Genomic DNA, 12107 nt, shown 5'->3' on the forward strand with positions numbered 1-12107 from the left:
GGATTGTATGAAAATTATTAGCGTACTGATTGCGGTTCTGGCGTTTGCTTTGCCGGCGCAGGCGGCGCAACTCGGAGACGATGGCCTGTATAAATCAGACTGGATGCGCCAGACTTTCAAAGACCTGCAGGAAGATCTTGCCGACGCCAATACGGAGGGCAAGCGACTGATGCTCATTGTTGAGCAGCGGGGGTGTATCTACTGCAAAATAATGCATGAGGAGGTTTATCCGGACCCGCAGATCAGGGCTTTGCTTGAGGATGAATTTTTCGTGGTTCAGCTGAATATGTTCGGTGACACTGAGATAATTGATTTTGATGGCGAGGTACTGAGCGAAAAATCGGCGGTCAGAAAGTGGCGGCTTCTTTTCACGCCGACCGTTTTGTTCCTGCCAGAAGAGGTCGCAGCAACTGAGTCGGCAGCAACGGCTGCCATTGCGGTGATGCCCGGCGCATTCGGCAAGTTCACAACATTAAATATGCTGAATTGGGTCGTTGAAAAGGGCTATTTGGGGCCTGAAAGCTTCCAGCGGTACCATGCGCGTAAGCTTAAAGACCAAAAGAAATAATTGCGGAATTTTGTCTCTAGATGAGCTCCGGATTTAAATCATCTAATTCAATTACATGAATTTGTTGTTGCGTTGAGACGACAAGTTGACTTAGAGTTGCGGAACAATTGTCTTTGGGAGGGCTCATGAAGCGAACAATCACAGCGGTTTCTGTCGTGTTTTTGGGACTAAGTTCCGCCTACGCAGATATTACCGCCCCGAATGATGTCAGTTTTGAGGACGGTGCCGTTGAACTGTCTGTAACCGGAGCCGGTGGCAACGCTGAAACTGGCCGCGCCGTTTTCCTGAATCGCAAGCAAGGCAATTGCCTGGCCTGCCATGTCAATTCGGACGCTGCAGATGCACCGTTTCACGGAGATGTCGGGCCGTCGCTTGATGGAGCTGGCGATCGGTGGAGCGAAGCCGAATTACGCGGCATCGTGACCAACTCGAAGATGACCTTTGAGGACACGATCATGCCTGCGTTTTACATCGAGGCCGGCTACAACCGGCCGTTGGAAAAATTTGCAGGTAAATCGATACTTTCGGCCGGGCAGGTCGAAGACGTCGTCGCCTATCTGCTCACTCTCAAAGAGTGAAAACTGAATGTTTGGAGGAGAAGACATGACCGTTACCCGTCGGAAAATTCTGGCCCTGGGCGCCGGCACATTGGCCTTTGCCAATTTGACCAGCCTGCCAGCGTTTGCCTCAGTCGTTGAGGACCAAATTGCCGCCGTCACCGGTGGTGCAGCGGTTCAGGACGGTGGCATCACCCTGACCGCACCGGAAATCGCTGAAAACGGCAACACCGTTCCTGTCGAAGTTTTGGCCGAAGGCGCCGTGGCAATCACAATTCTGGCGACGGGTAACCCCAGCCCGGAAGTCGCAACATTCAGGTTTGGTGCGTTGAACCCAACCCGGCGCGCTTCTACCCGCATTCGCCTGGCAAAAACCCAGGACGTCATCGCCATTGCTGAAATGGCTGACGGAACATTCCGCAAAGCGCAGAGCGTTGTCAAAGTAACCATCGGCGGCTGCGGCGGCTAAACACGAGGAGACTGAGCAATGGCAAAAGGTGTAAAGCCCCGGGTCAAAGTTCCCAAAACCGCCGCTGCTGGCGATACGATAACCATCAAAACTCTGATCAGCCACAAAATGGAATCTGGTCGGCGCAAAGACAGTGACGGCAATCTTATTCCCCGCTCGATCATCAATCGCTTCACCTGTGACTTCAATGGCGAAAACGTCATCGAGGTGATCCTTGAACCGGCTGTTTCGACCAACCCGTATTTTCAGTTTGATGCCATTGTTCCGGAAGCCGGTACTTTTGCATTCACCTGGTATGACGATGACGGGTCTGTTTATGAGGCCGAGAAAAAGATTGCGATCGCTTGATCACAGCATCAAATGGGAGGAAAATGAATGGGACTTAAACCTGTTCTGGCACTGGCAACCGGCATGATCGTCGCGTCTTTTGTTGCCTTGGCTGAAGATAGCGCAAACCTGGTGATCGAGGGAGAGACGATCATCACAACCGCGCCGGCCCCGGACCATGCTGAAAACCTTGACGAGGTTTTTTCGGGGTGGTTGTTCCGCTCCAAAGAAACCCAGGCGCTTCAGTTGGACGACTTTGACAACCCTGGTTTTGTCTTCGTGGATCAGGGGATTGACCTGTTTAACGCGGTTGACGGCTCCGAGGGCAAATCCTGCGCTGCCTGTCACGAGAACGTGGAAGATTTCGCAGGTTTGCGCACCCAGATGCCGCGCGTTGTTGACGGCGATTTGCAGACAATGGAAGAACAGGTCAACGCCTGCCGTACCGAACGGATGGGGGCGGAACCCTGGAAGTATTCGGGCGCTCAAATGACCTCGATGACCGCGTTGATCGGCCTGCAATCCCGCGGACTTCCAATGGATGTTGCGATTGACGGCGATGCAGCCCCCTACTGGGAAAAGGGCAAAGAGCTCTATTACACCCGGGTTGGGCAATTGGATCTGGCGTGCTCAAATTGCCACGAAGCCAATTACGGCAATATGATCCGGGCTGACAACCTGAGCCAGGGTCAGATCAATGGCTTTCCGACCTATCGCCTGAAAAATGCCAAGCTGAACTCGACCCATGCGCGCTTTAAGGGCTGCATGAAAAACGTACGGGCAACCCCGTACGCGGAAGGTTCTGCAGAGTTCAAAGCACTTGAACTTTACCTGGCATCGCGGGGGCAGGGCCTGGCCGTCGAAACACCATCTGTCCGCAACTAAACCAGAAAACCCCGCGCTGTTTCTTGCAGTGTGGGGTTTTTCACCTCATATAAATTCAAACATGCGAATGTGATATTCGTGACAGGAACTGGTGATGATTGCACGTCGTGATTTTTTGCAAGCCGCCCTTGCAACTTCTGCCCTGTATGGGGCTTCCGGATTTGGTAACTGGGGCCGGCTGGCCGCGCAGCAGGCGTTGACCCAGGACGATCTGCTGGGGTTTGAAACCACCGGCAACGTCACTCTGATGCATATCACCGATGTGCACGCGCAGTTGAAACCGGTGTATTTCCGGGAACCCGAGATCAACATCGGCGTCGGGGCCGCCAAAGGCCAGGTGCCTCATATCACCGGCCGGGATTTTCTGAAAACCTTTGGTATTCAATCCGGCTCCTCCGCCAATTACGCATTGGCCTATCCCGATTTTGAGGCTCTGGCCAAAACTTACGGCCGTATGGGGGGGCTTGACCGGGTGGCAACGGTGATCAATTCGATCCGGGCCGATCGTCCCGATGCGTTGCTGCTGGACGGTGGTGACACCTGGCAGGGCAGCTATACCGCGTTGAAAACCAATGGTCAGGACATGGTCAACGTCATGAACGCCCTCGGGGTAGAAGCGATGACCAGCCATTGGGAATTCACCCTTGGCATCGAGCGGGTGAATGAGATCGTTGAGAACGAATTGAACTTTCCGTTCCTCGGCGCAAATATCTTTGACACCGAATGGGACGAACGCGCTTATCAGCCCTATAAAATGTTTGAACGCGGCGGCGTGCAAATCGCCGTTATCGGTCAGGCGTTCCCCTATATGCCGATCGCCAATCCCAAATGGATGTTTCCTGAGTTGAGCTTTGGTGTGCGTCAGGACAACATGGCTGAGGTGGTGCAGGAAGCCCGCGATGCGGGGGCCGAACTCGTGGTGCTGCTCAGTCACAATGGCTTTGATGTAGATCGCAAGCTGGCCCGAAATGTCGACGGAATTGATATCATCCTGACCGGCCATACCCATGACGCCTTGCCCGAGCCCTTGCTGATCAACAAAACGCACCTGATTGCCTCGGGCAGCCATGGCAAATTCCTCAGCCGGCTTGATCTGGATGTGCAGAACGGTGAGCTGAAATCCGTCAAGCACAAGCTGATCCCGATTTTCTCGGATGTGATCGCCCCTGATCCCACGATCAAAGCGCTGATCGACGGGGAACGCGCCCCCTATGAGGCGGACATGGCCGAGGTCATCGGTAAGACAAACTCGCTGCTTTACCGGCGGGGCAATTTCAACGGAACCTGGGATGACCTGATCTGTAATGCCCTGATTTCCGAACGTGAAGCTGACATCGCCCTCAGCCCCGGTTTCCGCTGGGGGGCGTCTTTGCTGCCCGGGCAGGATATCACCCGGGAAGACATCTTTAACGCCACCTCGATGAGCTATCCAAACGCCTACCGTACGGAAATGACTGGCGAAACCCTGCATCTCATTCTGGAAGACGTCGCCGACAACCTGTTCAACCCGGATCCCTATTACCAGCAGGGCGGGGATATGGTGCGTGTCGGGGGCATGGGTTACCGGATCGACATCAATCAACCGCAGGGAAAACGCATCACCGAAATGACAGTTCTGAAAACCGGTGAACTTGTCGACGCCAGCAAATCTTATGTGGTGGCGGGCTGGGCGAGTGTCAACGAGGGCACCGAAGGACCGGCGATCTGGGATGTGCTTGAAAATCACATTCGGAGCGAAGGAACTGTCACCGTGGATCAGAATACCAGCGTCAAAGTGGTCGGCGCATGACACATCTTAGATTTAGAACCACCCGGGACCGGGAACACACCAGCGCAGGAGGCTCCCTTCAATGAGCGAAAAAACTATTGGCCAAAAGACCTCCCGACGTGGATTTCTGACTTCGGCCCTGGCTGCAGGCGGATCTGTCGCAGTCGCCGGCGCGGCAAATGCGGTCGACGATCCGGCCATCACCAGCATTCAGCCCTGGGCGCAGGAGCTTGGCGAAGGGGTCGATGCCAGCCCCTATGGCATGCCCAGCCCGTTTGAATCCGAGGTTAAACGGCGCAATGTGGAATGGCTGACAGCCGACACTGTGTCCTCGATCAATTTCACCCCGTTGCATGACCTCGATGGCATTATCACCCCAAACGGTTTGTGTTTTGAACGCCACCACGCGGGCGTAGCAGAGGTTGATCCGGCAGAATACCGGCTGATGATCAATGGCCTGGTCGAAAGAGAACTTGTTTTCACGCTGGAGGACCTGATGCGCTTCCCCCGCGAAAACCGGATCTATTTCCTCGAATGTGCGGCCAACTCGGGCATGGAGTGGCGCGGGGCGCAATTGAACGGCTGCCAGTTTACCCACGGTATGATCCACAACGTGATGTATACCGGCGTGCCGCTGCGCTATCTGCTGGAAACGGCAGGGGTTAAGCCTGACGGGAAATGGTTGTTGATGGAAGGGGCGGATGCTTCTGGCATGAGCCGGTCGCTGCCGATGGAAAAAGCGCTGGATGATTGCCTGATCGCCTTCAAAATGAACGGCGAGGCGCTGCGTGCGGAGCAGGGCTATCCGGTGCGCATGGTTGTGCCCGGCTGGGAAGGCAACATGTGGATCAAATGGCTACGGCGGATCGAAGTCGGCGATCAGCCCTGGCACCACCGCGAGGAAACCTCAAAATACACTGATCTGCTGGCCGATGGACAGGCGCGTCGTTTCACCTGGGAAATGGACGCCAAGTCGGTGATCACCAACCCAAGCCCACAAGCGCCGATTTTACACAAGAGCGGTCCCACAGTGCTGACCGGGGTGGCCTGGTCGGGCAGGGGCACCATTCCGCGGGTGGATGTGACCCTTGATGGCGGCAAAAACTGGCACCAGGCGCGCATATCGGGCCCGTCTTTGGACAAGTCGATGCACCGGTTCTACTTTGAATTTGACTGGGACGGAAAACCTCTGTTGCTGCAAAGCAGGGCTCATGACAGCACCGGCTATGTGCAGCCGACCAAAGCACAGTTGCGCAACGCGCGCGGCACCAATTCCATCTATCACAACAATGCCATCCAGACCTGGCATGTAAACGATCAGGGGGTCGCTGAAAATGTCGAAATTTCCTAAGATAGCCCTCTGCGCCACGGGCGGAACGGCGCTGTTTCTTGGTCTCGCTGCTGTCGGCACCGGCTCGGTTTCTGGCCTGGATTCCGTCTCGTTTTCTGACGCGATCACCGCGCCATTCCTCTCGGCGGCCACCGCAGAAGAGAACCCGCAAAACACCGGCTTTGCGCTTGGTCGTGTCGCCCTGCCAGAGGAAGTTGCAGCCTGGGATCAGGATGTGCGGCCTGACGGCAAAGGCCTGCCTGCGGGCAAAGGCGATGTGCTGACCGGCGAAGAGATCTTTGCCGACAGCTGTGCCATGTGCCACGGAGATTTTGGCGAGGGTGTCGGCCGCTGGCCAGTGCTGGCGGGCGGTGTGGATACGCTGGATTCTGAGCGGCCCGTGAAAACCATTGGTTCGTACTGGCCCTACCTTTCGACGGTTTACGATTACATTAATCGCGCGATGCCGTTCGGAAACGCCCGTTCTCTTGCGCCGGATGAAATCTATGCGATCACCGCCTACTTGCTCTATGTCAACGACCTGGTCGAAGAAGATTTCGAACTCAGCAAAGAGAATTTCACCGAGGTAAAACTGCCCAACGAGGGGAATTTCTTTCCGGACGACCGGCTGGAGGTTGAGTATCCGTTGTTTTCAGCCGAAGTCTGCATGAGCGACTGTAAAGACAGTGTTGAAATAACTGGCCGCGCTGCAATTGTGGATGTCACGCCGGATGACGTGGCCGCGCGCGAGGCCCGGGAAGCCGCGGCAGCAGAAATCCAGGCGTCAGCACAAGACGCCCTGGTGACCGGGGCGGCAATTGAAGCGGTGGCAGAGGTCAAAGCCGAAACGGAGCAGGTGACACCAGAGGCGGTAAGCGTCGATCCGGCGCAGGTCGCGAAAGGTGCCAAACTCTTCAAAAAATGCAAGGCCTGTCACCAGGTTGGCGACGGGGCCAAAAACCGCACCGGACCACAGTTGAACAACCTGATGGGCCGTGTCGCCGGCAGCGGTGAAGGCTTCAGATATTCCAAAGCCTTCAAGAACGCGCAGCAAGACGGTCTGGTGTGGCAGGACGAAACCCTGGCTGCGTTTCTGGCGAAGCCCAAAGCCTATCTGAAAGGGACCAAAATGTCCTTTTCCGGATTTAAGAAAGAGGCAGATGTTGCCGCGATGATAGCCTACCTTCGCAGCTTTGATCAGTAACGCTGGCCCGGAGCTGGCCCGGCGCTGGAGGGGCGGTCAGGTGACAAATTGAGCAGGGCAGGCGCCGTGTGTTGGATAGTCAGACCTGGCCCCGACAGGCGGCGCTTGCCAAATTAGCCATTCCCGGTCTGAATGTTCAGGCGGGGAAATCCAGGAGGAATGGAAATGCTGAAATTTACCAGATCCGTGTTGTTGACTGTTGCGCTCCTCCTGACGGGCGCCACCGCCAGCGTTGCGGATGCTAACATCCACCGTCTGGCCCTGCAGATCAGTGACAATAATCCTCAAAAAATGGCCACTGTTCTGAATGTTGCCGCAAATGTATCCCGTCATTATTCCAGTCTCGGCGAAGAGGTCGAGATCCGCATTGTGGCTTTTAACACCGGTCTGCACATGCTGCGCGAAGACACTTCACCAGTGCTCGACCGTCTGAAATCATTTGAGCAATCGATGCCAAATGTCACTTTCGCCGCCTGCGGTAATACGCTTCAGGCAATGGCCAAAAAGGAAGGCCAGATGCCGCCGGTGGTGGCGATGGCCGAACAGGTGCCGGCCGGGGTTGTTGATCTGATGACGCTGCAGGAAGCGGGCTGGACCATCATTCGTCCCTGAACCCCACCGCGCCTGCATTTTGCTGCCGGCAGACCGGCGGCCGGGCTGAAAAAGGAAATAAAATGAAAAAACTGTTTATTGCACTGCTTGCCTTCTCCGTCATGAACGGGGCTGCCATGGCGGGGCAGGACTCTGTCAATTATGTTTTTGATGGCGATTTTGACGATGCGACGTTCAGCGTGGAAAGCGCAATCCTCGATCGGGGCTTGGTGGTTGACTATGTCAGTCACGTTGGGGAGATGCTCAACCGCACGGGCCAGGACGTGGGCAGCGACATCAGGATATTTGACGCCGCCGATACGTTTCTGTTTTGCTCTGCGGTCTTGTCCCGCAAGATGATGGAAGCCGACCCGCTGAACATCGCCCATTGCCCCTATGGGATCTTTGTCGCCGATATGGCCGGTGAAGTCATCGTCGGCTACCGGCGCTACCCGGGCGGCAGCATGCAGGAAGTGCAGGCCCTGCTCGATAAAATTGTCAGAGAGGCCGTCGGGCAATAAGGCGGGCGCGACTTTCTATCGGCGATTATTCAAACTCCATCTGTTCAAAGACCCGGCCCGCGTTTTTGGTGGCAAGCTCCTCAAATGTGTCCAGATGTGCATAGGGTGACTGATCGACATAATAGGCGTCAGCCAGGTCGCCGCCGCCATCGATATGCGCGCCGATTTTCTGGCGCAGATATACCAGGTAGTCCCGCGTATAGCGTCGCACCTGCGCCATATTGGTCGGATGGCCGTGGCCGGGAATGACATAAGTCGCCCCCAGCGTTTCGAACTCATTGTCCCAGGTCTCAAGCCAGTCCAGCGTCACCGTGTCCTCAAAAATCGGCAGCAGGCGTTCGTGAAAAGCCATGTCTCCCGAGATCACCAGGCTTTGTTCCGGCAGCCAGATGACAATGTCGCCCGGGCTGTGGGAGGGGCCAAGATGGCGGGCTTCGATGCGAAAATCGCCCATTTCGACGATGTATTCATCCTCAAAAACCTCGTCCGGCAGGGTGACCGTCGTGCCTTCGGATTTTTCCCGGTTGTAGCGCTGCATGGCCGCAAGCGCCTGTGGCCCACTGTCTTCAAAAACTTCAGCGGCGTCGGCGTGTGCAACGATTGGCACCCCTTGTTCTGCCCAGTAGGAATTGCCCAGCATGGCATGGCCCTGGCCGTTTTCATTAAACACCAGCCTGACCGGTTGATCGGTGACGGCTTTGATTTCATCATGCAGCGCTTTGGCCAGCAGATATGCGGCGCTGCCATTGATGACCACCACACCGTCTCCGGTCACAATGAAGGACAGATTGTTGTTATGACCACTGTTTTCATAACTGGGTGGTGCGGTGGCCCCGATGGCGGAATAGACCCCGGGAATGAATTCCACCGGTTTGGAATACAGCAGCGACTGCGGGTACTGATCGGCAATATCACTGGCAAAAGCAATGTTTGCAACCAGGGCAAATACAAACGCAAAGGCGGCGCGGATCATGATGCTTCTCCGATAAACCGGTATCCGTCACTGGTCTTTTCGGCCCGGCCCATGCCGCCGTCTGGCAAGTGAAAACCAACCAGTTTCATCTGTTCCGAAGCGATCTGATCCAGCAGACCCAGCCGTGACTTCACCGCCGTTTCCCCGTCCTGATCGGAGCCAGACAGCCATTGAGGACGTGCAAAAGCGACGTGGTGGTTGCCGATCGCATCGCCGGCAATCATTACGCTCTCGCTGCCGGAACGAACCTCAAACGACATGTGTCCCGGTGTGTGGCCAAAGCTGGCTCGGGCAGCAACCCCGGCCAGAATTTCTTCTCCGTCGCCAAACAGATTGATGTTGCCTTCAATCATCAACAACCGGCGTCTGGCGCCAACGGCAAAGACGGAACGGGAGGCGCCGATTGCATCAACTGTGTTGGGGTTGAGCCAATAATCCCATTCCTTCTTGCCCATCAGATAGGTGGCCTCGCTGAACAGCGGATCGTCAAAATCATCGAGCAACCCCCAAAGATGGTCGGGATGCCCGTGGGTGAAGACAACATGGGTTACGTCCTCAGGCGCAACATCCAAAGCCGCAAGAGTGGCCAGAATTTTTCCGGCTGACGGCATGAACCCCTGCCCTGAACCAACATCAAACAAGATGGTGTTCTTTCCGTCCCGCAGCAGCGTGACATTGCACTCGGGCTGCACCCGGTCGCGGGGTATATTCATGTTTTGAAGCAGTGGGGCGAGTTCATTCTGCGGCATCGGCGCAAAGATGAAATCCCCTGGAAGATCGAGATAACCATCGCTTACCGTGTCGATCCGGACCTTGCCGATATTCAACGTCGCAATAGCCGGACTGGCAAACAGCGCTCCGCAACCCACCCCAGCCATGACAGCGCTGGCACCGGAAAAAAACTTGCGGCGTGTATGTGTCATGGGCTCACCCTTTCATTAATTCATTTATGTGAATTTGATGGATCTGCTGCTGCAATTCAAGTGAAAAATTGTGTCAGAAAACTTCTGTCTGGCTGGCGTCCATTCACCTCAGATCGCAGCATGCGACGACGACTAAGACAAGCGGCGATACCTCAACATCCGGGACGCGGTACTTAATTTGAACGTTTGATGCTCTGTGCCGCCTTGCAGCGATATGCCATTGCCCTGCTGGGGTTCCCGATGACCCTGTTTGGTCCCGGCCCAACCGTCAGCCACGATGCTCTGCGCCTGTTGGCTCATGCCCGCACAGCATTTGCGGCAGTGGGTGAAGATGGGGGTCGTCTTTACGCAGCGCCGCCACTGATTCCGGATCGCTCGGGCCTTGCCCGCCTCCAGGCCCGGCTCTGGGCGGATGACGATCTGCGCCTGATTCTGGCGTGGCGCATGTACGCCAGGCGGCTAGGCGAGTTGCAGCCCCACCGTGACCTGAATGTGCTGCGCGGGATCGTGGGTCCGCGCATGAAGGAATCCTACGCCCTGCTGGCTGGTCAGATCGCGGTTGAGCGGTGCGGCAGACGCTATGGCCGCATCAATCCGGGCAAAGCAGGCTTGCCCAATCTGGCGCTGTACCACGCCGCCAGCGCCGTCGAAGCCGCCGCCGCCATTGCCGGGTCCGCCACAGCGACAATTCCTCAGTTGGGATTTATCAACGAAAACCCCGGACAATCCTTTGTGCTGGACATCGCCGACTTCTACCGCGATACGTTCACCAACCCCTGTACCTTCAAAGATGCCAAGCGGGCCCGAGACCGTCCCGGCGAAAATATCGAACGTCTGGCCCGGCGCATTACGGGTGGCGGACTTGCGCGTCAGGGCGTTATTCCGTCGATGATCAGGCGGATCAAGGCTCTGATCGCAGAGGATGAGAAGTAATGCCGCTGACCGTGGTCATCACCTGCGATGTCGAGGCCCGCTACCGGGGTTTTCTGACCTCGATCATGCTGGAAACCGCCCCCGGGGTTTATGTTGCGCCACGTATGTCGTCCGGGGTGCGTCATTGGATTTGCGCGGTTTTGACAGGCTGGTGGCAAGCTCTTGGCCGAGGTACCCTAGTAATGGTTTGGCGAGACACGAAAGCAACGGGCAATTTGCGGATCGAGACTTTGGGCGACCCTCCAAAAGAAATTGTGGACGCAGATAGGATTTAACTCGCTCTATGAAAATAGCGGTGCTCTCCGCTCGCCTCATGTTCTTTGAGGGTTTACTAAAAATTGTCGGTTACCTCAAAGAGGTTTCCCCGCCCGCACGGGGATTGACCCAGCCCGCTCAGAATGTTCCGGGTCGCCCAGTAGTTTCCCCGCTCACGCGGCGATAGACCTTGCTACTGTGCCAGCCTATATGTCAACGGAGGTACAGCCCGTCAGGCCACTTGGCCTGAGGTAAAGGAGCTGCGATCCGGTGCGACGGCACAGAAGGAATGTAGTTGCCGACCTGATCCTATAAAGCTCTTGCCCCAGTCTGAGCAAGCGGGCGATGATCTCGTTCGTGGATTGAGGTCGTTTATTTGGGGGTATGGCTGGGGGTGCCTGAAATTTTTTTGGCCTTAATATGTAACGATTACAACACGCTGCTATCTGGATGTGAGTCCGTGTGGATGCCATTTTTCATCATAAAATCAGTATCTTACACCTAGGGCGTCAAGCAGATTTAACTTTTTGATTTCTCATGGAAGCATTGCGGAAGCGCTGCCAACAGAATCTTGTTGTTGTGTATTTGTCACGCGTGGCGACTGGTAGTTACCGTGTGGAATTCAACTTGAAACACAATATACCTGCTAGAGACAAATTCTGGGGGCATCGGCCCTTTTGTATGTACCGGCTACTGTTCGCAAATGATTTTTCACATGTTCTCGGAAGTCGCTCATATGTATCCGGCCTGTTGATCGACACGCGGGTCGTGGCCTCATTGGGATTACGCTCGCTCCGTGGTCT

Annotated in this window: 14 protein-coding genes; 12 read left to right on the forward strand and 2 right to left on the reverse strand. The window is 55.8% G+C overall.

Annotated features, from left to right (window positions below; genetic code table 11):
• The first annotated feature begins 7 nt into the window (after positions 1 to 7).
• From DWA01_RS18130 to DWA01_RS18175, 10 genes are all read left to right on the forward strand, one after another.
• Positions 8 to 568: a thioredoxin family protein gene (locus DWA01_RS18130; protein ID WP_114287219.1), complete on the forward strand. Its 561-nt coding sequence runs from the start codon at positions 8 to 10 to the stop codon at positions 566 to 568.
• 125 nt (positions 569 to 693) lie between these two features.
• Complete coding sequence (gene soxX, locus DWA01_RS18135; protein WP_114287220.1) at positions 694 to 1146, forward strand: sulfur oxidation c-type cytochrome SoxX; 453 nt, start codon at positions 694 to 696, stop codon at positions 1144 to 1146.
• Positions 1147 to 1171: 25 nt separating this feature from the next.
• Positions 1172 to 1594: a thiosulfate oxidation carrier protein SoxY gene (soxY, locus tag DWA01_RS18140; protein ID WP_114287234.1), complete on the forward strand. Its 423-nt coding sequence runs from the start codon at positions 1172 to 1174 to the stop codon at positions 1592 to 1594.
• Between the two features lie 18 nt (positions 1595 to 1612).
• Positions 1613 to 1942: a thiosulfate oxidation carrier complex protein SoxZ gene (gene soxZ / locus DWA01_RS18145; protein WP_114287221.1), complete on the forward strand. Its 330-nt coding sequence runs from the start codon at positions 1613 to 1615 to the stop codon at positions 1940 to 1942.
• 27 nt (positions 1943 to 1969) lie between these two features.
• Complete coding sequence (gene soxA / locus DWA01_RS18150; protein ID WP_114287222.1) at positions 1970 to 2806, forward strand: sulfur oxidation c-type cytochrome SoxA; 837 nt, start codon at positions 1970 to 1972, stop codon at positions 2804 to 2806.
• Positions 2807 to 2900: 94 nt separating this feature from the next.
• On the forward strand, positions 2901 to 4595 hold the full coding sequence (soxB, locus tag DWA01_RS18155) for a thiosulfohydrolase SoxB (protein WP_114287223.1): 1695 nt from the start codon (positions 2901 to 2903) through the stop codon (positions 4593 to 4595).
• 61 nt (positions 4596 to 4656) lie between these two features.
• Positions 4657 to 5925, forward strand: a complete 1269-nt coding sequence (gene soxC, locus DWA01_RS18160) for a sulfite dehydrogenase (RefSeq protein ID WP_114287224.1) — start codon at positions 4657 to 4659, stop codon at positions 5923 to 5925.
• Positions 5909 to 7108 (forward strand): c-type cytochrome, encoded by a 1200-nt coding sequence (locus DWA01_RS18165; RefSeq protein ID WP_114287225.1) that lies wholly within the window; start codon positions 5909 to 5911, stop codon positions 7106 to 7108. The genes soxC and DWA01_RS18165 overlap by 17 nt, the downstream gene beginning before the upstream one ends.
• A 165-nt stretch (positions 7109 to 7273) precedes the next feature.
• On the forward strand, positions 7274 to 7720 hold the full coding sequence (locus DWA01_RS18170) for a DsrE family protein (protein WP_160116078.1): 447 nt from the start codon (positions 7274 to 7276) through the stop codon (positions 7718 to 7720).
• A gap of 62 nt (positions 7721 to 7782) precedes the next feature.
• Positions 7783 to 8220, forward strand: a complete 438-nt coding sequence (locus DWA01_RS18175) for a DUF302 domain-containing protein (protein WP_114287227.1) — start codon at positions 7783 to 7785, stop codon at positions 8218 to 8220.
• Between the two features lie 25 nt (positions 8221 to 8245).
• On the opposite strand, the gene DWA01_RS18180 is transcribed toward DWA01_RS18175, so the two are convergent.
• Both DWA01_RS18180 and DWA01_RS18185 read right to left on the reverse strand, forming a co-directional pair.
• Positions 8246 to 9193: an MBL fold metallo-hydrolase gene (locus tag DWA01_RS18180; RefSeq protein ID WP_114287228.1), complete on the reverse strand. Its 948-nt coding sequence runs from the start codon at positions 9191 to 9193 to the stop codon at positions 8246 to 8248.
• Entirely contained in the window at positions 9190 to 10116 is a 927-nt protein-coding gene (locus tag DWA01_RS18185) for an MBL fold metallo-hydrolase (protein WP_114287229.1), read from the reverse strand. Before DWA01_RS18185 ends, DWA01_RS18180 begins: the two co-directional genes overlap by 4 nt.
• A gap of 240 nt (positions 10117 to 10356) precedes the next feature.
• Between DWA01_RS18185 and DWA01_RS18190 the strand changes: the two genes are divergently transcribed.
• Both DWA01_RS18190 and cas2e read left to right on the forward strand, forming a co-directional pair.
• Positions 10357 to 11049 carry a CRISPR-associated endonuclease Cas1 gene (locus DWA01_RS18190; RefSeq protein ID WP_200832613.1) on the forward strand — a complete coding sequence of 231 codons (693 nt, stop codon included), beginning with the start codon at positions 10357 to 10359 and terminating at the stop codon, positions 11047 to 11049.
• Positions 11049 to 11324, forward strand: a complete 276-nt coding sequence (gene cas2e / locus DWA01_RS18195; RefSeq protein WP_114287230.1) for a type I-E CRISPR-associated endoribonuclease Cas2e — start codon at positions 11049 to 11051, stop codon at positions 11322 to 11324. The genes DWA01_RS18190 and cas2e overlap by 1 nt, the downstream gene beginning before the upstream one ends.
• The last annotated feature ends 783 nt before the right edge of the window (positions 11325 to 12107 follow it).

Origin of the sequence: Candidatus Halocynthiibacter alkanivorans, from assembly GCF_003333265.1 — a bacterium.
Lineage (GTDB): Bacteria > Pseudomonadota > Alphaproteobacteria > Rhodobacterales > Rhodobacteraceae > Halocyntiibacter_A > Halocyntiibacter_A alkanivorans.